At 42.9% G+C, this 24,551-nt stretch carries 20 protein-coding genes, 1 pseudogene and 1 riboswitch; of the genes and pseudogenes, 11 read left to right on the top strand and 10 right to left on the bottom strand.

What is annotated here, in order from left to right; translation table 11 throughout:
- The first annotated feature begins 136 nt into the window (after nt 1–136).
- A complete protein-coding gene (locus tag L4D76_RS00780) occupies nt 137–1,099 on the top strand; it encodes a hypothetical protein (protein ID WP_428439026.1) in 963 nt (320 codons plus the stop codon).
- Nucleotides 1,100–1,174: 75 nt separating this feature from the next.
- A riboswitch (FMN riboswitch) is annotated at nt 1,175–1,366 on the top strand.
- A 245-nt stretch (nt 1,367–1,611) separates the two neighbouring features.
- Entirely contained in the window at nt 1,612–2,283 is a 672-nt protein-coding gene (ribB, locus tag L4D76_RS00775; protein WP_428439025.1) for a 3,4-dihydroxy-2-butanone-4-phosphate synthase, read from the top strand.
- A gap of 529 nt (nt 2,284–2,812) precedes the next feature.
- Here the strand turns inward: ribB and L4D76_RS00770 are convergent.
- Complete coding sequence (locus L4D76_RS00770) at nt 2,813–4,570, bottom strand: bifunctional metallophosphatase/5'-nucleotidase (protein ID WP_428439068.1); 1,758 nt, start codon at nt 4,568–4,570, stop codon at nt 2,813–2,815.
- Nucleotides 4,571–4,922: 352 nt separating this feature from the next.
- On the opposite strand from L4D76_RS00770, the gene L4D76_RS00765 reads away from it, so the two are divergent.
- Nucleotides 4,923–5,858, top strand: a complete 936-nt coding sequence (locus tag L4D76_RS00765; protein ID WP_428439024.1) for a YeeE/YedE thiosulfate transporter family protein — start codon at nt 4,923–4,925, stop codon at nt 5,856–5,858.
- A 101-nt stretch (nt 5,859–5,959) separates the two neighbouring features.
- Here the strand turns inward: L4D76_RS00765 and L4D76_RS00760 are convergent, their stop codons facing one another.
- Nucleotides 5,960–6,355 (bottom strand): VOC family protein, encoded by a 396-nt coding sequence (locus L4D76_RS00760; protein ID WP_428439023.1) that lies wholly within the window; start codon nt 6,353–6,355, stop codon nt 5,960–5,962.
- Nucleotides 6,356–6,857: 502 nt separating this feature from the next.
- Between L4D76_RS00760 and L4D76_RS00755 the strand changes: the two genes are divergently transcribed.
- Nucleotides 6,858–8,543: an ATP-dependent endonuclease gene (locus L4D76_RS00755; RefSeq protein ID WP_428439022.1), complete on the top strand. Its 1,686-nt coding sequence runs from the start codon at nt 6,858–6,860 to the stop codon at nt 8,541–8,543.
- A 102-nt stretch (nt 8,544–8,645) separates the two neighbouring features.
- Here the strand turns inward: L4D76_RS00755 and rlmF are convergent, their stop codons facing one another.
- The 4 genes from rlmF to L4D76_RS00735 form a co-directional block, all read right to left on the bottom strand.
- The gene (gene rlmF / locus L4D76_RS00750; RefSeq protein WP_428439067.1) at nt 8,646–9,674 is read right to left on the bottom strand and encodes a 23S rRNA (adenine(1618)-N(6))-methyltransferase RlmF; all 1,029 of its coding nucleotides are present in this window, start codon (nt 9,672–9,674) and stop codon (nt 8,646–8,648) included.
- Nucleotides 9,675–9,892: 218 nt separating this feature from the next.
- On the bottom strand, nt 9,893–10,654 hold the full coding sequence (locus tag L4D76_RS00745; RefSeq protein WP_428439021.1) for a slipin family protein: 762 nt from the start codon (nt 10,652–10,654) through the stop codon (nt 9,893–9,895).
- 32 nt (nt 10,655–10,686) lie between these two features.
- Nucleotides 10,687–12,129, bottom strand: coding sequence for an NfeD family protein (locus tag L4D76_RS00740; protein WP_428439020.1), 1,443 nt, complete (start codon nt 12,127–12,129; stop codon nt 10,687–10,689).
- 200 nt (nt 12,130–12,329) lie between these two features.
- Nucleotides 12,330–13,268, bottom strand: a complete 939-nt coding sequence (locus L4D76_RS00735; protein WP_428439066.1) for a GGDEF domain-containing response regulator — start codon at nt 13,266–13,268, stop codon at nt 12,330–12,332.
- Nucleotides 13,269–13,506: 238 nt separating this feature from the next.
- On the opposite strand from L4D76_RS00735, the gene L4D76_RS00730 reads away from it, so the two are divergent.
- Together L4D76_RS00730 and L4D76_RS00725 are read left to right on the top strand one after the other, a co-directional pair.
- Nucleotides 13,507–13,959, top strand: a complete 453-nt coding sequence (locus L4D76_RS00730; protein WP_428439019.1) for a DUF3069 domain-containing protein — start codon at nt 13,507–13,509, stop codon at nt 13,957–13,959.
- A 553-nt stretch (nt 13,960–14,512) separates the two neighbouring features.
- Nucleotides 14,513–15,802, top strand: coding sequence for a winged helix-turn-helix domain-containing protein (locus tag L4D76_RS00725; protein ID WP_428439018.1), 1,290 nt, complete (start codon nt 14,513–14,515; stop codon nt 15,800–15,802).
- On the opposite strand, the gene L4D76_RS00720 is transcribed toward L4D76_RS00725, so the two are convergent.
- Nucleotides 15,758–16,060 (bottom strand): hypothetical protein, encoded by a 303-nt coding sequence (locus tag L4D76_RS00720; protein ID WP_428439017.1) that lies wholly within the window; start codon nt 16,058–16,060, stop codon nt 15,758–15,760. The genes L4D76_RS00725 and L4D76_RS00720 overlap by 45 nt on opposite strands.
- A 148-nt stretch (nt 16,061–16,208) precedes the next feature.
- Between L4D76_RS00720 and L4D76_RS00715 the strand changes: the two are divergent.
- Nucleotides 16,209–16,373, top strand: a pseudogene (locus L4D76_RS00715) (fatty acid cis/trans isomerase); the annotation flags it as partial.
- Between the two features lie 94 nt (nt 16,374–16,467).
- Nucleotides 16,468–17,292: a DUF2797 domain-containing protein gene (locus L4D76_RS00710; RefSeq protein WP_428439016.1), complete on the top strand. Its 825-nt coding sequence runs from the start codon at nt 16,468–16,470 to the stop codon at nt 17,290–17,292.
- Nucleotides 17,293–17,590: 298 nt separating this feature from the next.
- Here the strand turns inward: L4D76_RS00710 and L4D76_RS00705 are convergent, their stop codons facing one another.
- From L4D76_RS00705 to L4D76_RS00695, 3 genes are all read right to left on the bottom strand, one after another.
- Entirely contained in the window at nt 17,591–17,887 is a 297-nt protein-coding gene (locus tag L4D76_RS00705; RefSeq protein ID WP_428439015.1) for a hypothetical protein, read from the bottom strand.
- A gap of 250 nt (nt 17,888–18,137) precedes the next feature.
- Nucleotides 18,138–19,073: a phospholipase A gene (locus L4D76_RS00700; protein WP_428439014.1), complete on the bottom strand. Its 936-nt coding sequence runs from the start codon at nt 19,071–19,073 to the stop codon at nt 18,138–18,140.
- A gap of 103 nt (nt 19,074–19,176) precedes the next feature.
- Nucleotides 19,177–19,881 carry a DUF3313 domain-containing protein gene (locus L4D76_RS00695; RefSeq protein ID WP_428439013.1) on the bottom strand — a complete coding sequence of 235 codons (705 nt, stop codon included), beginning with the start codon at nt 19,879–19,881 and terminating at the stop codon, nt 19,177–19,179.
- Nucleotides 19,882–20,288: 407 nt separating this feature from the next.
- Between L4D76_RS00695 and L4D76_RS00690 the strand changes: the two genes are divergently transcribed.
- The 3 genes from L4D76_RS00690 to L4D76_RS00680 all read left to right on the top strand — a co-directional run.
- Nucleotides 20,289–21,817, top strand: a protein-coding gene (locus tag L4D76_RS00690; RefSeq protein WP_428439012.1) for an IS3 family transposase whose coding sequence is annotated in 2 segments (ribosomal slippage) — nt 20,289–20,739 and nt 20,739–21,817 — 1,530 coding nt in all. Because the reading frame shifts where the segments join, the coding sequence is not laid out codon by codon here.
- A gap of 1,621 nt (nt 21,818–23,438) precedes the next feature.
- Nucleotides 23,439–24,218, top strand: a complete 780-nt coding sequence (locus L4D76_RS00685; RefSeq protein ID WP_428439011.1) for a coniferyl-alcohol dehydrogenase — start codon at nt 23,439–23,441, stop codon at nt 24,216–24,218.
- A 165-nt stretch (nt 24,219–24,383) separates the two neighbouring features.
- Nucleotides 24,384–24,551, top strand: a 168-nt coding sequence (locus tag L4D76_RS00680; RefSeq protein WP_428439065.1) for a transposase domain-containing protein, incomplete at its 3' end; no start/stop codon positions are given.

The following is a 24,551-nucleotide window of genomic DNA, read 5'->3' as shown; positions in this document are numbered from 1 at the left end:
CCGCCCTGGAATAAAGTTTCAGCAATAGCAGTTAATTACTCACTTTTAGCCTTGTTTTTTGCTTAAAGTTTCCAGGCTTGTGTTTTACTCGACTTTACAGTAACAATAAGGCAACATTTAAGGTAAAGAAATAATTATGCTCAGTTTTTTATCAAGACACTCATCGCTCCTCTTAATGCTTTCCGCTATTTTTGGGTTTCTATTTCCAACCGCATCAGCTGTCATTTTTCCATTCTTACCTTATATTCTCTTCTTTCTGATGTTGTTTACTCTGCTGGGCATGAAGCAAAATGAACTGATTAAACTTTTGGGTCAATTAGACATTTGGTGCTACGCCAGTTTCCATGCCATTGCTCTATCGGTTATTGCCTGTTCAATCTCAGGGCTTCTGGGCGCATCGTCATCTATGTTGTTAGCGATCTCCGCGGTAACTGCCACCGGCTCTCTGTTTGCAACACCTGCTATAGCCCGCTCTGTCGGGTTAGATGCGCTGAAAGCGATGGCAATGACGATAGCTTCAACACTAATGATGCCTGCTGTGCTTTACATCAACTTTCTCTTATTTCAAGACAGTAACTTCTCACTGGACATGCAAAGCTACATTCAGCGTTTAATGATCTTTATTCTCGGCCCGATGTGTATCTCTGCTGTTTGCTATCGGTTCATCCCACACAATTTATTACACCGAACCCACACAAAGCTTTCTCAGGTGACTATTCTGCTGGTGTTCACTTTTCCTTTCGGGCTGGTTGGTGAATTCAGGAAAATGTTTGATCAATCACTCACTCATGGCCTTAGCTTTTTATTAATTGGTATTGCTCTTTGTATTCTGTTTTTTCTTACCGGCTTTCTATTCTACCGCCGCCAGGGACTGGACTCCGCTTTGCTAGCAGCCATTACTGCAGCTAATCGAAATGTTCTTCTGACCTATACTGTCGCCGGCGCATATTTGGGGCCTGAATACATGGCGTTAATGGGTGCGATTCAGCTACCCACTTACTCTTTACCGTTATTGGTTAAAGCACTATCCAAGTACTGTCCTCCCCCCTCGACAAATGACTTGCAAAACAAGAAAAACAGCTTACAAAATCATCAATAACCCTTTCAGTTCAAAGTTATGCGTCTATTGGAAGGCTTTTCCTTGCCTCTGGGTGACGTTTTTTCTAACATGTTCGTGAATTCTCAGGGCGGGGCGCAATTCCCCACCGGCGGTAATTCAGCCTATGTTCGCTTAATGAACTAACTGAAAAGCCCGCGAGCGCTTATCTACGTATAACGTTGATAAGGTCAGCAGATCTGGTGTAATGCTCTCAATCGAGTATGAGTCCAGAGCCGACGGTTATAGTCCGGATGTAAGAGGATCAGTGGGGGCATACCTTTGTCTCTTACTTATGTGTTCAAAACGTTCTTTGCGCTTAATTGATTTACCCCTGGTAAATTTGTCAATGCAATGAATGGTTAATCGTACGTCTGCGGCTATTTGCATTTGCTTATACGCCAGATTAATACGTAATGATTGACGCTACACTGTTAAAGTTATTCCGGCCAAAGCTGGAACGCTGCCTTTCTACGCCCTGATTCTGGTTAATTTTTTTATACGGAGTTATTACCATGAATCAGTCACTACTTTCCCCTTTTGGCACTGCTTTTGATCGTGTTGAAGCTAGTCTTGCTGCTATCCGTCAAGGACGTGGTGTTTTAGTTGTTGATGATGAAGATCGTGAAAACGAAGGCGATATCATTTTTGCCGCAGAAACACTGACCCCGGCACAAATGGCACTTATGATCCGCGAGTGTTCAGGCATAGTATGTTTATGTCTGACAGAAGAGCGTGTTGCACAGCTTGAACTGCCAATGATGGTAGAAAACAATACCAGTGCAAATCAAACTGGCTTTACCGTCACAATAGAAGCTGCAAAAGGCGTGACAACTGGCGTATCTGCCGCTGACCGTGTAACCACGATAAAGACAGCCATTGCTGACAATGCATCTCCTGCAGACTTGAGCCGTCCGGGCCACGTATTCCCATTAAAAGCGAATCCTGAAGGCGTTCTTGGTCGTCGCGGCCATACTGAAGCAACTATCGACTTGATGCGTCTGTCTGGCCTTAAGCCCTATGGTGTGCTTTGTGAGCTCACCAATGTCGACGGTACTATGGCTCGCCTACCGGAAGTGATCGAGTTTGGTAAAAAGTTCGATATGCCGGTGCTGACCATCGAAGACCTGGCCGCTTACCGCTTGGCAAAAGAAATGAATAAAACAGAAGAAGCAGTTATTGCTTAATCACTTTTAAAATGATTATTTGAAACTGTTCTTTAAAATATTAAAGGCCGAGCAAATGCTCGGCTTTTGTCTATATCAGATTAGGGGCTGCTTATCTTTCAACATAATCGCAATATTGAAAGATAAACAGCTTCTAGCTAACCCGACCTGAGCGGTCAATAAATTAGAGGATTTTTATACACCTGCTGCAGGGATCATATAAATAATGACGCCCCAAGCTGAAATCCAACCAGTTACCATGGCTACATCAAACCAATCACGACTCATATTCCCTCCAAAAAGTTTATATCCTTACAAGAATAATTATCGACAATACTAGTGCATTCTTTAGCCTATTTTTAGATTTATTTTATTATAAATAAAAATAACAAAATCATGACGCTTAAAACAAAGAAAGCGCCATTTCAACGGCGCCTTGTGTTTGATAGTTCAATTTATTGACAGCTAAAAATCAATTTACTGACGACTATCATAGGCTTTCATCGATACTTGATGTGTTTTGCTGATCACCAAGTAATAACTCTGAAGTTCAGGCAACACCTTGCTGACATTCACATGGAATATAAGAAATTAAGGATTCACTCGGTGCTGAAAGCTTACCCTTTGCACGGGCATATTCTTCAAAGGCTTCCGCCATGGTGACATTCAATGCCTGCGGCTCTGATTCATAATTGAGTAAGGCATGATAGCCTTCTTTACCTGTCGCGGTATAACCAGAAGAGACCGATGAATAGATCTCGTCGTCTTCAACATCAATCCATTGGCCATTTTTATTGATCTGCAAAGTTTCAATTCGCATCCCTATATCTGCGCAACACCGGTAAGTAAAGTTCAGATCAGAGATATAGGGAAAACTGCCCGTTCCCGTACCTGTCACACCATTATCAATGGCGTTATTGATCGCACCTTCTAATGCTTCTCTTACCCGCAGGCCCTTAACACGGTACACCATAAGACCAATTGCAAAAGGCAGTAATTTTCCGGCAATGTCAGCAGAGGTCAAGGGGCCAGGATTTAACGATGAACGAACACCACCAGCATTGTGAATACCAAAATCAATGTCAAAACCAAGCTGACGCCCTTGCCATACAAAGCTTTCCACCACTAAAGGGGCAATCTGACTGCAGCCTTTGTGATCAGGTACACGCACATGCCGCAGCGGCGCGGTAACCTCGGCAATCTGTTGTGTCTGCCGTTTACGGACTTCAGGTCGGTACTCGGTGTTTAATATATTTTCGATGATCGGATCTTTAGGACAAAAACGAATGTTCGACTGTTCGCTCAGGAAGCCTTTGACCACGTCATGGGTATCTGAATCCAGATGCTCGGTTCGAGAAGCATCAACGGTAAACTGTCGACCAAGTAGAAGCTGATTGGTACCTGAAGCTTTGGCAACAGTACCATCAGGATTAAAATCTAACTCAAGCTGACCTAACGATAAGGCATTACACCCAGCCTGCACTACACAAGTATTGTTAACCATCTTTGCATACTCATCAGTGACGCCGTAACCTAAGTTGGAAAAGTCACCTTGCATGGTATGGCTGTGGCCACCAATTATCGCCCCCAGTCCGTCGATTTCTGCAGCCAATTTCAAGTCACGGTCATAACCTAAATGGCTAAGGGCTACAATTTTATTTATACCCTGCAGTTGGATAGCAGTGATTGTCTTTTGGGCCACATCGACGACATTTAAGAACTCAGTATCGGGATCCGGGTTTGCGATTCCGGCCATGTTTTCTATTGCAAGACCGAAGATTGCCACGGGCTCACCCGCTACATCTTTTACGATAAAACGTCCATGCCCATTTTCTTTATCAAAAGCACAGATGTTTCTCTTATGACGTAACGGATTCGCTTTTGTCTGATCTTCTTGTGAAAGATCCCAGTTAGCCACCAGCATTGGGAAATCAACAAGATCGAGAAAATCGGCAACGATCCCGTTTCCCATATCTAACTCGTGATTACCCAATGCCATCGCCTCAACACCAATGGCATTCAGAAGCTTGGCATTGGCGATGCCTTTATACAGAGAGAAATACAAGGTTCCCTGAAAGCAATCACCGGCATGCAGGAACATGAATTCACGACCTTGCATGTAAGCTTGCTTTTTTACCTCTTTAACCGCCGTTGACACGCGAGAAAAACCACCACAACTGGCATAAACAGATGTTTCCGTTTCAAGCACGTCAGTAGGAAGTGACAATGAAATTGAAGAAGGTTCGAAGTGTGAGTGGGTGTCATTAATATGTGCAAAAGTGATATTTGCTGCGCGGTGTTGAGTCATAAAGGATCGTTGCTCTCCATTTAAGGGCTGAGTAATAACAGCATTACGTAGGACATGAGGTTTATCACACAGTAAGTTGATTTCGCTCACATCTGGGCTTCTGATATTTTGAAAATATCATAGAAAACGTGATGTAAAACGAACTATATCACACATAGCGACAATATTTGCTATGAAACTGAAGACAATAGATTTTTTCATCATTTCGCTGGCAATATAGCTTTACTCACTGAGCCTTATCAGTGACCGCGTCACAATTGAGTACTCTCAATTTATGTACGCTCAGCTCATGCGCTTTCTGCCAATGCCATTTATATTTATATAAGGCTATTTGATACTACTGGATAACAGCATGATCCCTTATGCATTCACACTGCTACTCGCATGTTTCGTAGGTATTCTCGCCCAAAAAACCGGATTATGTATGGTCCGCGGCGTGCAGGAGTTTCAGGCTAAACGCCCTGGATTTCTGCTAACTATCTTATGTTGCGGATTCTGGCTATGGCTGGTAAGCCCAATATCGGATCAACTGTTTATCGACTCGGCGATGTTCAGGCATGACATCAGCTTTCCCTTTTTTATTGGCGGCCTATTATTTGGTCTGGGGGCCGCAATGAACAAAGGCTGCGCCATTTCAACCATATCAAAGCTGGCTAAAGGCCATTACCAGATGATCGCCACCTTACTTGGCTGGTTAATCGGCTGGTGCTCGTTAGCATCCGTTACCATCAATATGTCTTATGCCACCTTGCCCCCAATAACTAGCCCGTCAATCACTGTGACAGTAATGTTATTCCTTCTGATCGCCCTCATTTTCTTCAGAGTTCCCAGCTCTAAGCGCCCTATTTTATTGGGAATCGTCTTGTTTGGTATTATTGCCAGCATATTAACGAGCTTGCTTCCTAACTGGTCGCCAAGCCAGTTGTTGAAAGATATCGTTGCCGCATCCATTCATGGTGAGTCTGATAAATGGCCGTCGGTGCAGCGCTATTTGGTGATTATCAGTCTGATCTTTGGTATGGCGATTAGCGCAAAAAAAAGGCTTAACTTCAGGGAGTTTCAACTGAGGCCTTTACAGCTTTTATTACACCTCTGCGCAGGGATCATCATGGGGATTGGTGCGTCGTTGGCTTTAGGAGGCAATGATTCCCAACTATTAGTCGCGTTACCGGCTTTCTCTCCCGCTGGCGCTCTGACCATTATCTGTATGCTTGTGGGTATTAGGACGGGGATATTTATCAGGAAAAAGTTTAAATATTACTTAACGAATTATCTGCGCAACAGTTAGTTTATCTTTTTATTCTAACGTTGATGCTGCTAAACCGATCGTTTATTGAAGTGGTTGAGATAAAAAGGCAGCTTCAATTGCTACCTTTTCCTCATTCATATTTACTGGTAACGACCATGACGCTGTAAGAATTCAATCTTATAACCATCAGGATCCAGAACGAAAAAGAACTTCGCCAATAACTGCCCTTCACGGAAAAACTCTTTGACATCTGCAGGTTCATAACCGAGGTCTGCAAGTTTTTGATGTTCGGCTTCTAACTCATCTACAGCAACAGCAATATGACCATAGCCCGATCCGTGGCTATACGCTTCTTCTGTCCCTTCATTCCAGGTCAGCTCAAGCTCCATATCATTTTCTTCATTACGCAGATAAACAAGACTAAAACCATCAAAATCTAAGCGTTCCGCAATATCCAGTTCAAGCGCTTCTTTGTAAAATTTTAATGATTTATCTAAATCCACAACGCGGATCATAGTATGAATAATCTTTGCCACCCGACACCTCCTATCAATTTAAGAAATCTGATCTAACAATTGAATACACGATAAAAGACGTTCAATTATCCCGAGTTCATAACAGCTACGGACTATAACAACGCGATTAATCTGTCTCAAGTATTAAGCAAAAAGCCTTACAATTATACCCAAGTAACCTCAAGATGCTCGTTTCAGCGAGAATTTCCAGGCACTAAGGTCAGGCGCTGATTTGCAGATATAGCGCTCTACATCAAAAATCAGCAACGCAACATGAGTGCCTGGAAAACTCGCCCTTCGGGAGTGATTCAGCCAGCCCACTTCTGCGTCAAATGCACTCGAAAGGAGCTGCCATTCCTTCGCACATTTTCCTTGAATTGAACTGGCTGGTATCACTCTGAATCCGGCATCTTGAGGTTACTTGGGTATATTCATAATTATCCAATCAGATATCACTGTTCTGTGACCAAAACGGGCAAATACCATATCAAGGTGCTGTAATCTAAATTATAAGAGGTGGCTTATGCATTTAGAACGTATTGAGATTTCGGGATTCAGAGGAATAAAACGGTTATCCCTCACTTTTGATGAACTAACTGTCTTGATTGGTGAAAACGCCTGGGGTAAATCATCCTTACTGGATGCGCTAAGTATCGCCTTGCCTCCTGATGCGCAGTTTTATAATTTTAAATTTTCAGATTTTCATATCGACTATGCGCTCGGTCACCACAAAATGTCTCAGCTACAAATCATATTGCACTGGAATGAAGATTATAAAAGCGAACATAAAGCCCGGAGATATAGAAGTTTCGCTCCTGTATGGGTAGCACAAGACGGCCTTCAGCATCTCTATTATCAAATAAGCAGTATCATCGACAATGATAAGATCTTTACCCAACGCCGATTTCTCGATAGTAACGGCAAAGTCATCGAATGCCCCGATGCAGACAAACTTGTAAAACAATTAATGGGCCTACACCCTATTGTACGTATTCGGGATGCTCGAAGACTGCGTGACGACTCTCTCAATATGTCGCCTGCTCCATCACATAACGGCAACGGGCAACCGCACAACGGACAATCTCATAACGGACAATCAAAAAATGCCCGTATCGAAAAGCGATTAGACAATACTTGCCGCCGCTTGATAACCAAACCCGGTCATGTCAGCCCTGGCGAGCTAAAAAGCAGTGTGAATGCTCTACGCACGTTGGTCGATCACTATTTTGCTTTCACTCCCCATAACCGAACGAGCCAATTCGACCGGACCCATTTCCCGAGCCGGAGTCAGCATGGAGAAAACCCCTTAGAGCAACTGACCGAGCCTCAGATGACCAAGCAAAGTCGCTTAATCTTGATGGGACTACTGAATGCCTACATTCGCGCCCGTGGTCCGGTTGAACTTAAACGGATCTCGCGACCGATAATGATCCTCGAAGATCCGGAAGGCCGGCTTCATCCCACCATATTGCATCAGGCATGGACATTTATTGCCAATATGCCGATGCAAAAAATACTAACGACGAATAGCCCGGATTTAGCCTCTGTCGTTCCCCTGCACGCCATTAAGAAACTGATACGTCAACCCGATAGAACCAAGGTCTGCTCTATTGAGCCTAGGGATTTGAGCCGCAATGAGGAACGCCGCGTCACCTTTCATATTCGACTACACCGCCCCAACGCTCTGTTTGCCCGGGCATGGTTACTGGTTGAAGGTGAAACGGAGGTCTGGTTATTCAATGAATTGGCACGTATCTGTGGCTATAATTTGGCCGCGGAAGGAGTACAAATTATTGAGTTTGCCCAAAGTGGCTTAAAGCCGTTGATTAAGGTGGCGAGACATTTAGGTATTGAATGGCATCTAATTTCAGATGGCGATACCGCCGGTAAAAAATACGCTCAAACAGTAAAAAACATGCTCGGAACTGAGGCAGAAAGGCACCGTTTAACGGTATTACCAGATATAGACATCGAGCACTTCCTTTTCAATCACGGTTATGAGCCTTTATTCAGAAAATTAGCGCATGTGTCAGAAGAAAACCCTATGCCTCCCAAAAAAATCATTCGAAAGGCACTAAAACGCTACGCCAAGCCAGATGTCGCTTTAGCCATGGTTGAATATACTGATGAGTCAGATATAGAACAAATACCACTTCTTATTCGCTGGGTATTAAAGCGGGTAGTCGCCATGTCTCGCGGGATAGGTTAATACCTGATTATCTTTCTACATAAATGCTGCAATATTGAAAGAGAAACAGGCCCGAGTAAAAGCGACCAATATGGTCGCTTTGATATAAATGGAGCGTCGCTATTATTGCTTTTTCCAACGATGCTCGCGCCATTCGGACTGCTGTTCTTTGGTCAGGAAAGTCCAGGCAATCATTCTGCTGGTTTTCTGTCCTTGCGCCATTTCAATCGTACGCACATCAACGGCATTGGCGTATTTCAGCGCCTTATAAATAGCAGGTAGATTGTCTTTCTTAGACACTAATGTTGAATACCAGAAACAACTCTCTGGTGTCTGCGCGCTCTGCTTAATCATGCGCTTAACAAATGCAATTTCGCCCCCTGGGCACCACAATTCGGCTTTCTGTCCGCCAAAGTTCAGTACTGGTTTGCCTTTGTTACTGCTCTCTGATGCATTGGCAATGGCATTTAATGCTTTCTTACCGCCTTTTTTATTGGCATTAGCACTCAGGTTACGTTGCTTACGCTCTGAGCCTGCCGTTGCTTCTTCTAAAGAACCATGGAAGGGAGGATTACAGATAGTAAAATCAAACATATCACCGGCATTGATCATACCTGTGAAAATATTATCCGGAGACTTCTGCAGTCGGCATTTTATGTTTCCAGCCAGACTGCGATTCGACTCAACCATAAATTTTGCTGACTTAATCGAGATTGGATCTATATCTGAACCAACAAATCGCCAGCCATAAACGCGGTGCCCGATGATCGGGTACACACAGTTTGCGCCAACACCAATATCTAGCCCGGTGATCCCTTTTCCTCTCGGGATCTCTCCCTCATTAGAATCAGCCAGTAAATCCGCAATATGGTGAATATAATCTGCACGTCCGGGGATCGGCGGGCATAAGTAACCTGGTGGAATATCCCAGTTATCGACTTGATAAAAATGACGCAACAAGGCTTTATTGAGCATTTTTACTGCATCGGGATTGGCAAAATCAATCGACAAATCACCAAACGGATTCTCTGCAACAAATGGGGCAAGTTCTGAACAGGTCGCAATTAGCGCACCAAAATCGTAGCGCTGACGATGCGGGTTGCGTGGGTGTAATCCCTTCTTCTCTGTTTGTCTTTTTTTCTTTAGAGTCATTCTTACATTACCAATAAAGCTTGCTAGGATGCCGACACCCGTTAATGGGCGCATTGTACCTTCTCCGGTAAGACCTGAATAAACTCTTTTTCTGATCATTCGTTAATTGCTGAAAAGGTGAACAAATCAAACAGGCCGACGAGTTGATTTAACTATCCTTAAAACATCACCGCCATATAGGCGGTGATGTTAAAGTCATACTGCTAGATATTTTCTCATCATTCCTTCTTCACTGACATTAGTTCAGAGACTTTCTCAACAAGATCTATCGGCATTGGGAAAACAATGGTGGTCGTTCTGTCATTAGATATTTCATTTAAGGTCTGCATATACCTCAATTGAACCGCATTCGGCGCTCTATTTAACACTTCCGCCGCTTCACCTAATTTAGCCGATGCCTCAAGTTCACCCATCGCGTGAATAACCTTCGCTCGACGAGAACGCTCAGCCTCTGCCTGCTTGGCCAGTGCTCGAACCATACTTTCATCAAGGTCTACATGCTTGATTTCAACATTGGCAATTTTAATTCCCCAATTGTCAGTACGTTGATCCAATATCGCTTGCAAGTCTTTATTCAGCGTATCTCGCTCTGCTAGCAACTCGTCAAGCTCATGCTGCCCCAATACAGAACGCAACGTGGTTTGTGATAACTGACTGGTCGCTTCGTTGTAATTTTCTACATTATTAATCGCCATTTTCGGATCGACCACACGGTAATACACCACGGCGTTGACACGTACCGATACGTTATCACGGGTGATCAAATCCTGAGTCGGCACATCCAGTACAATGGTACGCAAATCAACCCGCACCATTTGTTGAATAATCGGCACAATGATGATCAATCCAGGGCCTTTGATCTGATAGAAGCGTCCAAGCAAAAATACCACTGCACGTTCATACTCACGTAAAATTTTAAACATGCTCATGATTAGCACAACCACCAGCACCACAATCGTCGCAAGAGAATACGTAATCATACCGCTATTCCTTCTTATTATTTTCTACATTGCTACTGTTTATTTTCTACATTGCTACTGTTTCTTTCTACATCCAGCCACAAGCCAGATATATTCTTAACAATAACCTGCTGACCGGCTTGCAATGAACTTGAACACCGCGCCTGCCAAACTTCCCCCTCAACCAATACACGCCCTTCACCAGGAAAACCACTCAGTACCTGAGCACTATGGCCCAGCATCACTTGTGTCCCCGTTGTAACCGGTTTTCGCCTGGTTTTAAGTAACAGGGCAAGGATCACGAAGGTAAACATCGCCGACACAACAGTCAGGCCAACAATGAGTGGCAATGCAATCTGATAACCGGGGGTTTCGGTATCCATCAGCATAATGGAGCCTAATACAAAAGCCACCACGCCCCCTAGCCCGAGAATGCCAAAGCTGGGACTGAACGCTTCTGCGACCATCAACGCAATACCGAGCAGCAATAAACCTAAACCGGCATAGCTAACTGGTAACATTTGTAGAGAATACATGGCCAATAACAGGCAAATACCGCCTAATACACCTGGTAACCCAACGCCTGGGTTATAGAACTCCAGCAGCAGGCCGTATATGCCAATAAGCATCAGAATATAGGCCACATTCGGATTGGTGATCACTGATAACAACTTGAACCGCCAATCTTGTATACGTTCGACATAAACGACATTGGTCAACTCAATTTTCTTCTCCAAGCCATTAATGGTCACCGTGCGCCCATTCGCTTTGGCGATTAACTGTTCTAAATTTACCGCAAGAAAATCGATCACATTTTCAGTTAACGCACTCTCAGAATCTAGGCTGGCCGCCTCTCTTACCGCCTTGGCAGCCCAGACATCATTTCGGCCATGTAGTTTAGCCAGACTTTGAATATAAGCCGCAGCATCATTTATAACCTTTTTCTCCATGGCAGTTTTTGCTTTGACACGCTCATCGCCGGTATCAGGTTGCTGTGAGGCTTTGCTCTCATCATCACCAGAAGCCGTGGGGTCTTCTTTGTCTTTAGTTTTATCTTTGCTTTCTTTTGGTAAGAATGGATTATCAGATTCGTCAGGATCTTTACTTCCGCCAGGCGCCGTTAATGATACCGGAGTTGCTGCACCTAAATTTGTGCCCGGTGCCATCGATGCGATGTGACTGGCCAGCAGAATATAGGTTCCGGCACTCGCGGCACGGGCACCTGCGGGCCCAACCCAGGTTGCAACAGGGATCGAAGAAGTCGTGATACCACGAATGATTTCGCGCATAGACGTATCAAGACCGCCGGGAGTATCAACTTTAAGAATGATGAATGATGCTTTGTCCGTCTGGGCCTGTTCTATCTCACGAGTAACAAAATCACTGGTTGCAGGCCCGATACCACCTTTAATATCGATGATCCAAACATCATCAGCAAAGACCGGAGCCGTTAGTAATAATGTAACCATAACGACACAGAGAGAAAAAAGTTTCATACTGCTTCCCCCACCTAAAATCATGAATACAGCGTATTAAACAACTGATTATTGATTTCAGCTTGTTAATACTAATTGCTATAAGCATAGCTCACCATTGAATAATAATGATATTTTATGATCTTAGAGGCCGTTAAAGATAACCGGCCTTATGAAGGGTATTGAACCGAGCTTTATTGAAAATGCGGAAATTTGCCAAATTAGGTGAATTCGGCAACGACAAATCGATTTCTCCCCTGCTCTTTGGCTTTATAAAGAACTTTATCAACGATTTCATACATATTTTCTGCCGTTTCCAACCCGGTTGGGATCCAGGAAACCATACCCTGGCTAACGGTAACAATGTGTGATGTGTTCGAACGCAAGTGAGGTATTTCGAATTTCTGAATGCAGTTTTTCAGTCTTTCACATTCTTTAACGGCACGGGTTTTATCACAGTTACTAATCAGAACCACAAACTCTTCACCGCCATAACGGGCTGCCAGTTCACCCGCACGACTGTAACATGCCTTTAATTCGCCGGATATCATTTGCAAACACCTGTCACCTTCCAGATGGCCATAGTAATCGTTATAAGCTTTGAAGTGATCTACATCGATCATGATAATGGTCATCGAAAAACTGTTACGTCCGTGCCAGGAAATATATTCCGCGAGTTTTTCATCTAAATAACGTCGATTTGCCAGCTTAGTCAGACCGTCTTCGTTAACCTGCTGTGACAATAGCTCATTGGCTTGTTCCAGTTTAACCGTTGCCTCTTTCAGCTGATGCCGCATACTTGAAATACGTTGCATGGCTTTGAGTTTAGAAGCGAGCACCATCTTATTAACGGGTTTAATCAAATAGTCATCGCCCCCCATATCAATCGCTTTTTCGATCATTTCAGGTTCATCATGACCACTAAGGAAAATAATCGGTACCCATTCAGGATGCTTAATACGAATTTGCGCAGCGACTTCAGTACCGCTCATCACTGGCATACTGATATCGAGTAGCAACAGGTCGGGCTCAAACAATGGATACTTTTCAATCGCTTCACGACCTGAACCAACAGCCTCAACAATATGTCCTAACCTTTGTAATCTCATAGCAAGCTGCATACGCTCTAAATGAACGTCATCAACAAGTAAGATACGCATCGCTTCCATGAAAGCATCCTATTGATATAAATACACTTGTATTATTTATAATATATAGCACACTTGTTGCGTAAAGGCAGGCAGATCTCGTTATTCAGGATCACAGACTGACCAATGTGACCCAGATAGCAAATCGGTAAGATTCAGATTTAACCAGACCTCTGACATGATATGTTGACATTTGTCTTTAGAACTATAGGATTCCCATCCTTAATCATTAATGCTGTAGGAAATGGCTATGTCTGAGAACGAAAAAATAGACGAGCAAATCGTAGAAGATATGAAACTTTCGCTTGAAGAATGTTCACCAGAACTTCGTCAGGTTGTTGCTTTTGAAGAAGTTCCAGAAGAACTTCTGGACATGCTGATTAGTGTTTATAAAGTTTCCGAAACCTCTTCTCGCGAAGCATGGGATAACATGCCTGCAAGCGCGCAAAACGTTTTAGATAACTTCGAACAGTTTCACGCACTCGTTGCACTTAGCCAAAGCTATTCAGGTGTTGATTTTCTTGGCGAGCTTCAAGATAAAGAACTTCCGGACCATATGAGTGCAGATGAACAGGAACAGTATAAAGCCGCTCTTCTTGATAAAGTGCTGCACAACTGTGTAAAAGATCTGTGTAAGCAACTGAAGCAAGCACGCCGCAATCCTCCGATGAAGCGTGAATTCCAGGAAATTTTCAAAAAATAATCCTGCGTGCAAAGGGAAGCATCGACTTCCCTTTATTATCGAACCACCGTAGTAAATCTCTTGGCATATTATACCCAAACCACCTATCACCTGGTCATTTATCACCCAACAATACAATGTGGTCGCTGAATAACGTATTTCAACTGTTCTATTGTCCCGATTGATATTTAGGCCGTAGATTTTTCGCTTTTGTATTAAAATAGATAAATTTAACTATTAGATGATATCTCTTTAAATTTGCATTATCGTGTTGCCTGATATACCCAAGCCACTTCAAGATGCAGAGTTCAGCGAGAATTCATTGGCTTTTAGTCAAGGCAGCCATTTGAGTGAATAGTGGTTCTATTTAGAGAATGGCTAACACAGAATAAAAGCCAATGAAACTCGCCCTTTGGGAGTTCCTCTGGAAAATCACTTCTTCACAAAATGTGTTTGAAAGGGAGCGCATTCCTACACACATTTCGTTCGAATTGAGTTCCCAGAGGAAGCTCTGAATCTCGCATTTTGAAGTGGCTTGGGTATAATTATATGTCTTCAATTATTAGAGGTATTGATGCCAAGTACTGAGCAGATTAAGTTTCGAACAGACGTTTGCTACATACCCAGCCTCTGCATTCTTAAATCATCTGATTCGACCCAAAGACTCAACCAATCAGAACAGTACATTCTGACATACCTGCTTGATAATCATCATCGACCCGTGACTAAAGATGAATTGCTAACGGCCGGATGGCCTGATCGTAATGTTACTGAAGCCTCTCTTTTTCAGGTACTACGTGCTTTACGCGTAAAATTACAGGAAATAGAAAAAGGTGATGTTATTGAAACCCTGCCCCGGATTGGCTATCGGATCCATGATTTTGAGCGAGAAAAAATCAGCTTAGCGGAACCAGCCACACCAAGTTTAATATCCAAATATCAGGCCTCTAAACAAGCCATATTCTTGACTGTCATCGGCCTGACTCTAGCAGCAGGTTTAGCCACCTGGTTCAGCCTGGATAAAAACGATGCACCAAGAAACTATATTGTCAAAAATAGGATCGTCGAGGCTAATTACCTGACATTGATCGGGCGCTCTGATGAAGATATCGAGGATCTCAATACAAAAGTTTTAAATCTCTACCAAGATCGTATGAAGCAACTTAAGCAAGAATCTCTTATCAATAGAAAGATAATCGCCTATAAAGGTCATTCATTTTATTCTGTGGCTTGGTGTCAGACAGATGAGAAACAGCAATGTATTGCCAATACAGATTTCTCCTACAATATACTTTTCAGCGATTGGAGTGAATTTGCTAATATTGCAGCTCAAAGTATAAACACTTACCGTGAAAATCCGATCATTCAGACCGAAATAGTTCGTAAGCCTACCGCACAGGTTTATAAGAACTACCTGGACGGATCAGGCATTCAATCTAAAATAGTGCATTATTACATTTCAAGAGACGATAACGATAATTTAAGCTACTCATTGATGTCTTTTATTAAAGAGAAAAGTAACGATTATCATCATGCTTTATCGGTTAGGGTAGCAACACTCTCGCTGTATAATGAACCTACCTCTTTTCTGGCCACGGCTGTTATAGAGCCCAAAATGTTCAACTGGACTTATCAGCCAAACAAAGAAATTGTCGCAGATAAATCCATGGCTCTGATAAATGAACAGCAAATGGAAGATGATTTTATAAACAATCGTACTCTATTTAATCACCTAGTCTACCATCAGGATTATCTGGATCTAATTCTTCATGAAAATCGCGGTTTGTACTGGCTACACAATACTCAAAAATCAACCGATTTATTTAAGCCCGCGATAAACCAGAAAGATACCCGCAACAATTAAAGTGCCGGGGATCAGAATACTCCACATGATCCCTGTCCAAACCAGTGCCCATAGCGCTCCCCCTGCAAGAACAAAGACTGCAGCGGTTTTCGCTGCATCTTTCCAATGACCACTCATTATTATGTCAGTCAAACCTGTCACAGCAAGTAATATCAATAAACCCGGCCACCACCAGCCAGTCAAGTACAACAAACCAAAACCAATGAGAAAAATGCCAGAAGAGGCGCCATCACGACCAGATGATCTTAATCCAAACATATTCGAACTCTCACCTTATTCATTTGATTTATTGCGGTTACTATTACTGTAGATCACATCATTCTTGTAGAGCAAACATTAACAGCTCTTCAAACTAGATTCAGTTTTCTCTTGCAATACTATGACTACCCTCACCACTATCGTGTGATTGCTTTTCATACTGTTTATGTCGAACATCATTCGCTCAAAGCAAACTGCCACTATGCAGGGCCAACCGGTTGATAGAATCGCGACACGACGACCCTATGATGATCCCGGAGTCGATCGTGTTTATTATCGCTTAATACAGGTGCGTGAAACGATTGTGGCAAAGGGCTTGGTTAGATAATTAATGGAATAGGTATAACAATTTTCTGAGGTTTATAAACCATAACTGTTAAAATGACCCCATTATAAAAGCAAAGAAAATGAGTAAAGTCATGCAAGGAACACTCAGTAAACTGAAGTCAACATTAGGCGATATTGTTGAATACCAATTACCAGTTGGTGACAGCCTATTGCCGCTTAATCCGCTGATCGGAAAAAAACTGACGCTGACCCATACAGGCAGCATTTTTTGCGATGCGTGCGGTAAGAAAACCAAGAAGAGCTATTCTCAAGGTCACTGTTTTCCATGTATGAAGAAGCTGGCGCGCTGTGACATGTGCATCATGAAGCCTGAAACCTGTCATTATGCGAAAGGGACTTGCCGTGAACCAGAATGGGGCGTTGCTAACTGCATGGTGCCCCATTATGTCTACCTTTCGAATACATCAGCCCTAAAGGTCGGTATTACCCGCCATACTCAGCTTCCTACACGTTGGATTGATCAGGGTGCCACTCAGGCACTGGCTATCTTGAAAGTCAAAACGCGTCAGATCTCTGGTTTAGTCGAAATCGCATTAGCTGAAATGGTGGCAGATAAAACCAATTGGCGTGCCATGCTCAAAGGTGACAACCAGCCTATCGACTTAAAAGCTGAGGCTTCACGTTTATTGCCTGAAATCGAAGCGCGCATCAGTGAGCTAGTTGATTTATACGGTGAAGACGCTATTGAAAGACTTAATGAGGAAATCGTAGATATTCGCTACCCGGTTACCGAGTATCCAACCAAAATCAGCTCTCATAACTTTGATAAAGAGCCGGTTGTGGAAGGAACGCTATTAGGTATCAAAGGCCAATATCTGTTCTTTGACACCGGTGTGATTAACATTCGCAAGTTCACCAGCTATGAAGTGACGGTTGAGGTCTAATCAAGATTAGGTTGGATTTGATATAACAGTTTTGAAATCATAATGATATAGACCTGACATCTTCACTAGTAACGAGCTTGGCAATCTAATAAATGCAAAAATGGCGATTATCTAATTATAATCGCCATTATTTTATGGCCGTTCTATGCCATTACTGGGTAGAATTTACTCCTGCACTTTGGATTTAAGCTCTGTACCTGCGTCACGAATCAAATTGAATCATTAAAGCCCAAGATGGATTCCCCCATCTTCTTTGTTGATTGTGTAGAAAAGCAGGCGAGAAAAATAGAGTTAGGAGTTAAACCTCTCCGTATAGCTTTGTACAGTATGCCAAAGCTTCAACTATGAACTCATAGTCACCATCTCCAAAAGCACCTTGTACAAGCTCCTTACCTTCAGCTATAGCCATCTGGTATTGATGTGGTTGTTGCGGTACTTGCTCCTGCAGTGATTCACTCACTGGGTGCCCTTCTGGCATGATCTCAATACACTGGCCTACCGCCTGATAACCGTCGATAGTCTCTTGAGGGTTGGGAGTAGTTGCAAGTGAGAATGAACTGACAAACAGACAGAGGAATGCTAAGACGTTCTTCATTTAGTTACTTCTCCACGATAGGTAGCTTGTTTGAAAACTTGCCGTATGGGTAGTCAAGCGATTTAAGTTGTTATCTGCTGTATTCCGTTTCGTTAATGATTATTCTACACAAAGAAACTGAATCTACGCTTAAAATAGAAAACAATGTTTTGTAATTGAATTTGCGCTGAACATCATTAATAAACTGGGGAGAAAAGAGACTCAAATTTATTTCAATTTGTATTTTGGAGTTAATGTAATGAGCCATCTGTTAGAGCCAATCGTAGATTAGAATTCCCAGGCTCGCTCGATTCACATAGTGGTCATAATCAATCAGGCTTTCGCCATACCCGTTGTAATACTGTAAGTAGATTTTTACCGTGTCATAAACAGGGAAGGCCCAGCTGAGTTCTACCGCCCCCTTGTTGTCACTGGCAAAATTATTACGTAGCAATATGCTGTAGAGGTGTCCTTCGTTTTTGTAACTCAATCGGTAATTACCGTACCCCATATACTTATGAATATCCGGGTTATCGTCGTCTTCGTCATCCTCGGGAATGCGATACCAGGGTTGGAGCGACAGCAAGAAATTGCCTTTGCCGAGTTTAAAATTGGCATATATTCGATTCCAGCTGCGGGAAAGCGCCTCTGCCCGACCATTGGACTGGTGAATAAACCCTATATCCGTCTCCAGCAAGGTAAATCCCAGGATATTGGTATCGGAGTAATAGCTGGCAAAGAACTCGGGACTGTAGTTAGTTTCGCGAAAAGGGGCAGACTCGTCAGAATTATACAGCTGCCACCAGGCGGTTTGGGTGTATCCAAACCACAGATCCCAGTTGTCATTGTACAGATCGTCCCAAAACTTGATCTTGCCGCTGAATTGGAATTTGACTTCCATGTGGTTCATTTCGGCATCGGGCTTAATCTGCTGCCAAATTTCCTCATTGGGCTTGTCATTATAGGAAGCTGGCAAAATATAGTTGGGCAGGTGAGGAGTTAATCGGAACAGCTTCCGCTCGTCAAAATAGTTGGTAATCTCGGAGAGATTCATAGCGTCAAGATCAAAGTCTGTCGGTACCTTGGCGTTTGAGCTGTCGTAACAAGCCAGTCGTTCATGTTCATCGACGACGTCCTGACAATCTGACAGGGCTAAACTGTTGGCCGAGTACGCAACAATCAAACTTATTATTAGTTGTTTTGTCATGACTTTTCCCTTGCGAAACATCCTTGTTAAATAACGCTACAGCCGCTACAAAACCCAATTGATTGGATTGATATTAGATATCAATCCAATCCTTTTCCTGATGTTACTTAATTGTTGCATCAAGAAAGTTCACAACAGATTTAGCCCAAGTATCCAGCACAGGACGAACATTTTCCAATTCAACTTGCGCTTCATCGCTTTCTACCGGTTCTCCCAAGCCTTTCCTTATCCCAGCAGCCAGCTTTTCGCCGGATAAGCTGTCGATCATCTCTGCTTCTAGAAAAATTTCAACTAATTCGTCTCGTGTTCCAGCCGCTGTTGATGCGCCGGCTAAAACAAGTGCAATAGGAATATATTCATAAGCCGCTAAATCTTCCACGCTGGTTTTTACTCCAGTTATTGCAGCGCGCACACGAACAACATCCTTTCCTCGTTCATCTACAATCTCATATTTTTTTCCAACTTCTTCTCTGACCGCTTTATCTAAATAGACCTGGATACCCGTAAGCACCTCCGAACGAATCTGTGGTCCCGGTTGCGGTGCTGGATATAAAACAACTGGATCAATCATCACCTTGGTATAGCTACGTTCTGGTAATACTGGACTTACCCATAGAAGTACGGGTGCGCCCTCCTCTTCAAAAGATTTGGTAGATTTCAGTTGTGAGTAGTCACTGAGAAAACCTGAAAACTCTTTTTCCTCGGCGATCTTAGAAGTGCAAGCCACCACCGCTACGCAAAAAAGCATGACGAATAAAAATCTCAATTTTTGATGTATCACGTTTTTAATATTGTCAAAATCATCCATAACCCATCTCCATTTGGTTGACATTCATACCAATGATGGTTGATGAATCTATATTTTTCCAAAGAAATGATGTATTTATTCATCTTTTTTAAAACTAAACTTCCCTTGTAGTAAATATCGAGACATGACAATAGCTTTTTGACAGACGTTCAACTCAGAAATGGGCATTTTCGAACTGGCGTCTCACGCACGCTTTTACCAACAGCAAGCGTCAAAAGGAACCTGTGCCAGTCCCTCCAAATCTTGAGCAACGCTTATAAATGGGAGTTAGTAAGCATTGCTAACTGATAGGCTGCCCTCAAGCATCACATTAGTTCAGATATTGAAAATCCCCCTGTGTCAGGATAGTTGTCACCCCTTAGTTTTCATCTAATTGCTAAAACAGGGAGCGGTAAACCTAGGTTGTAATGAATCTATATTCTCCAGAAAGAAAAGAGGCNGTTTTAAGCAAAGTTCTTCCACCTCAATCACGATCAGTTAGTGAAGTTGCACAAGAAGAAGGCATTCCGTACCACACCTTGTATCATTGGCTAAAACAGGTAAAAAATAATGGTAGTGCAATGTCGAATTCAACATCCTGGTCTGCTGAGAAGAAGTTTGCTGTAATTGTTGAAACAGCCCCGTTGACTGAATCTGAGTTAGCTAAATACTGCCGTGAAAGCGGGCTATATCCAGAGCAAATTAAGGCCTGGAAAGCGGATTTTTTACAGAGCGTTCAAGTAAAGAAAACAACAGGGAAAGCTGATCTCAAAGAGGCTCAAGCAGATAAAAAAGAAATTAAGCAACTCAAGCGAGAACTTCGTCGTAAGGAGAAAGCACTGGCTGAAACAGCGGCGCTATTGGTATTGCGAAAAAAGTTGAATGCGTTCTGGGACGACAACGAGGAGAGCTAACTCGGCTACCTGAGCGCAACATGCTGATGTCATTAATTAATGAGGCGTATACCGCTGGCGCAAGAAGACAAGCCGYTTGTACTGAGGCTGGTTTAAGTTTACGGACTTATCGTCGATGGTCATCATTAGGCAGCGTCACTGGTGATAAGCGTTCAACGGCTATCAGRCCTGAGCCTAAGAACAAATTGTCTGACGCTGAGCGGCAACGGATTGTTGATGTCTGTAATCAGCCTGAATATGCGAGTTTACCACCGTCACAAATCGTACCGACGCTTCTCGATAACAATGTTTATATTGCCTCAGCCTCAACGTTTTATCGAACGCTGAAACAAGCAAATCAGCTGCATCATCGAGGCAGAGGCCGTGCACCAAGAAAAGTGCATAGACCTACAACCTATACAGCAGCAAAAGCGAATGAAGTCTGGTCTTGGGATATCACCTACTGCGCTTCTCAAATTAAAGGACAATATTTCTATCTCTACATGATTGAAGATATTTATAGCCGTAAAATAGTCGGTTATGAAGTTCATGAAAATGAATGCGGAGAAAAAGCCGCGACACTGCTTGAGCGAACGTGTTGGCGAGAGAAAAAAGGAGCACATCCCTTGGTGCTGCACTCTGATAATGGCGCGCCCATGAAAGCGGTGACAATGAAAGTTAAAATGGAAGAGCTTGGTATCACGCCGTCTTATAATCGGCCAAGAGTGAGCAATGACAACCCGTTCTCGGAATCAACGTTTAGAACATTAAAGTATCGACCCAATTGGCCTTCACACGGGTTTAAGGATTTAGCTGAGGTACGAGACTGGGTTCAGGCATTTGTTGAATGGTACAACAATGACCATAAACATAGTCGAATCAAGTTTGTTACGCCAAGCCAACGGCATGATGGTATTGATAGAGAAATACTCGTTAAAAGGAAAGAAGTACTGCGGCTAGCTAAAGCTAAGAACCCATTACGCTGGTCTCGTGAAATTCAAGACTGTAACCCGATAGGGCCAGTAACATTAAACCCAGAAAATCGCATGCGGAAAGCCGCATAAAAATCAGCTAATGGGTGACAACAATCTTGAAAAACACCGCTTCGAATAACTTGTGATAAGGCAAACTCCCATTAACAGAATATGAATGAGCTTTTACTCTGAATGATAATGGTCGGATAGGCGACATCTGTTACCAGATGCCGCCCTCCTAAGAACCGTACGTGCAACTTTCACTGCATACGGCTCAAGCCTCCACTAAGGCGTACTATGTTACCCACCTACCGATAAGGTAGATTTTGCAATGCACATTTGAAGCTTCAATACTTGCTATCAAAGGTATTCTTATTGAAGAATGGCTATTGATGGCTGTAAGAAGAGGCACTAACTTCAAGTGAAGTCATCATTTGCATTTCTCCTTGAATAAAGTTCTTCAAATCATCTTGCAACGGGAGACCAGCTGGAAGTGGGCTCACTTTCGTGCCAGACACAGGTTCTGTATCTGCATCATTACAATGCAGCATTGGCTTTCTCCAGCCTCCTTTACCTGCACCACTATCGGCTTTCTTCGCAGAAAGCTTTCCCCCGAGAGGGAGTGATACAGGCTTACCGTGTTCCGTATGTCGCGTAATGTCAGTTTAGATGCCCACTCTAGTGCGGAGAGCTTAACGACCACGAAAGAACAATGCCCAACTTCTTTCCTGCCCTCGTTGCCTTTTGGCCACAGCGTATTAACCACTTCCGCTGCTTCTCGTATAACGCACCTTGCATGGATTCACATACGTTCATCATACTGACTCCCTAGCACTAACCCGACTTGTGGTTGTCAGGAGGAACGTCCTCTCGCGATTCTTTTCCCGCCCAGTAATGTACTGGACTTCGTTACATTGTCTGGCTCGCTACTTTATTCAGAGCCATAGGGTCATCTGGTGATACAGATGGTTCACTCTTATCGTGGTGAACAACGCTTCATACGACTTCACGTCGCACGGGCATTTTCGAGTTAGAAGATGGCGTCTAAAGGAATCCATCACCGCCACACAGTATTAATCTTTCTTACTCTGAATGATGCTTTAATACTTGGTATGAGGTATTTAGTTACTCTCCCACAACAGGCAATTAATACACTTACTTTTGAAGTGCGCTCATACAACACTATTTCTCCCCAATAGCCTCGCACATAAATTCCAGCACTACAGGACAAGGACGAGGACAAGAGAAGCACAGGAAATCTGCACAGAGAACAGGAAATAGACAGGAGAAAAGTTTTACAGCGGATAGTTTACTGAATTACAGGCACAACGTGAACGCCGAGGGATTTTAAATTCCTTGTGTCTACCCATTCCGCCATCAGGGCAAGAGTCGTGTCCTCCTTAATTATCTATAACTTCCCCCTGCTAAGTCGTCAGTGAACATAGCCACTAGTTACTATGACATGAATCACAAATGTAAAGCGTATGTTAGTAAATGGATGCTATTTATCACTAATTATCCTCTTTTAACCTTTTGACAAACAACGAACAAAGTTAGCTTTGTAAATGCTTAATTTACTAGTTATATGAGGCGATTTTGGATAGCCATTTATTTCCGATTTCATAGCAAATACTTATTTGTTTCACTTTTTGTCTAGTAAAAGTAGTAATCCGATAGAAATAACCACACATTTGTAACAGGAGTAACTTATATGTCGTTTGAAAATAAAACCATTGTTGTTACTGGTGCTGCTTCGGGCATTGGTCAAGAAACTGCGAAGATGCTAAAAGCATCGGGAGCTAAAGTTATCGCAATGGATAGAAACGAACCAACTGTAGAAAATGATCTGTTTATTAGAGTTGATCTGATGAGACCAGAGTCGATAGAAGCAGCCATCAATTCAGTACCAGATGGAATTGATGGCCTATGCAACATAGCTGGTGTTCCCCCAACAATAGGAGCGAAAGTTGTACTGACTGTTAATGTATTAGCATTAATAAAACTAACGGAGGGGCTAATAAAAAAAATGAACACCAAAGCCTCTATTGTTAATGTTACCTCTCTTGCTGGTGTCGGTTGGCCCAATTCAATACCTGAAATTAAAAGTTTTTTATCTAGCGTAAATTTTGAAAATATAGATCAATATATAGAGGAAAATTCAATCACAGATGAAAGAAGTTACTTCTTTGGAAAAGAAATTATTTCAGTTTGGACTATGCAAAATCGTTGGACCTGGCGTGATCGCAATATTCGTATCAATGCCGTTAGTCCAGGTCCAGTAGATACTCCCGTTTTGGGTGATTTTTTAGCAACTCTTGGCGAACGCGCAGATGATGATATGGCACTCATGGGTCGTGCTGGTAGTGCAAATGATATAGCTCACGCAATCTGTTTTCTTGCTAATGAAGAGAGTGATTGGATACGAGGAACAACTATCCCTTGTGATGGTGGCATGAATTCCCATGTAATGAGTCAAATCAATAATTTTTAGGCCCTAGAAGCCCTCGAATATTGAGGGCTTCTAGTGACTACAGGGAAATCAAAGGCGTTGCTCACCTTCACCCATACGATAAATTAGTTGCCCGGTGGCCTAATGCCGATCAGTTAAGGATCAGTTGAACGATCCTATGAGGCTGACATAATCCGGAATCAGTTAATGATTCCGGATTTTTTTATGCAACTTTCAGATGCTCTTGCCTCCGTTTCCCTTAACAGCCGTACTGACTTTCAAAGTCTTGCTGATGTTCTCGATCCTGCTCTTATCGAACAAGGCTTGAATCAAGCTGGAGTTGCGACTATTCGTAGACGAAAACTACCGATGGAG

It is taken from the genome of Photobacterium sagamiensis (assembly GCF_050337085.1).
GTDB classification, from domain to species: Bacteria; Pseudomonadota; Gammaproteobacteria; order Enterobacterales; family Vibrionaceae; genus Photobacterium; species Photobacterium sagamiensis.
The sequence above is the reverse complement of the archived record's forward strand: the minus strand, read 5'-3'. Positions and strand labels throughout refer to the sequence as shown.

Bases quoted from the DNA above. Each gene is read 5' to 3' on its own strand.
- L4D76_RS00780 (WP_428439026.1), top strand. From the start codon at position 137: ATGCTCAGTTTTTTATCAAGACACTCATCGCTCCTCTTAATGCTTTCC.
- ribB (WP_428439025.1), top strand. From the start codon at position 1,612: ATGAATCAGTCACTACTTTCCCCTTTTGGCACTGCTTTTGATCGTGTT.
- L4D76_RS00770 (WP_428439068.1), bottom strand. From the start codon at position 4,570: ATGACTCAACACCGCGCAGCAAATATCACTTTTGCACATATTAATGAC.
- L4D76_RS00765 (WP_428439024.1), top strand. From the start codon at position 4,923: ATGATCCCTTATGCATTCACACTGCTACTCGCATGTTTCGTAGGTATT.
- L4D76_RS00755 (WP_428439022.1), top strand. From the start codon at position 6,858: ATGCATTTAGAACGTATTGAGATTTCGGGATTCAGAGGAATAAAACGG.
- rlmF (WP_428439067.1), bottom strand. From the start codon at position 9,674: ATGACTCTAAAGAAAAAAAGACAAACAGAGAAGAAGGGATTACACCCA.
- L4D76_RS00745 (WP_428439021.1), bottom strand. From the start codon at position 10,654: ATGATTACGTATTCTCTTGCGACGATTGTGGTGCTGGTGGTTGTGCTA.
- L4D76_RS00740 (WP_428439020.1), bottom strand. From the start codon at position 12,129: ATGAAACTTTTTTCTCTCTGTGTCGTTATGGTTACATTATTACTAACG.
- L4D76_RS00735 (WP_428439066.1), bottom strand. From the start codon at position 13,268: ATGCGTATCTTACTTGTTGATGACGTTCATTTAGAGCGTATGCAGCTT.
- L4D76_RS00730 (WP_428439019.1), top strand. From the start codon at position 13,507: ATGTCTGAGAACGAAAAAATAGACGAGCAAATCGTAGAAGATATGAAA.
- L4D76_RS00725 (WP_428439018.1), top strand. From the start codon at position 14,513: ATGCCAAGTACTGAGCAGATTAAGTTTCGAACAGACGTTTGCTACATA.
- L4D76_RS00720 (WP_428439017.1), bottom strand. From the start codon at position 16,060: ATGTTTGGATTAAGATCATCTGGTCGTGATGGCGCCTCTTCTGGCATT.
- L4D76_RS00710 (WP_428439016.1), top strand. From the start codon at position 16,468: ATGAGTAAAGTCATGCAAGGAACACTCAGTAAACTGAAGTCAACATTA.
- L4D76_RS00705 (WP_428439015.1), bottom strand. From the start codon at position 17,887: ATGAAGAACGTCTTAGCATTCCTCTGTCTGTTTGTCAGTTCATTCTCA.
- L4D76_RS00700 (WP_428439014.1), bottom strand. From the start codon at position 19,073: ATGACAAAACAACTAATAATAAGTTTGATTGTTGCGTACTCGGCCAAC.
- L4D76_RS00695 (WP_428439013.1), bottom strand. From the start codon at position 19,881: ATGGATGATTTTGACAATATTAAAAACGTGATACATCAAAAATTGAGA.
- L4D76_RS00685 (WP_428439011.1), top strand. From the start codon at position 23,439: ATGTCGTTTGAAAATAAAACCATTGTTGTTACTGGTGCTGCTTCGGGC.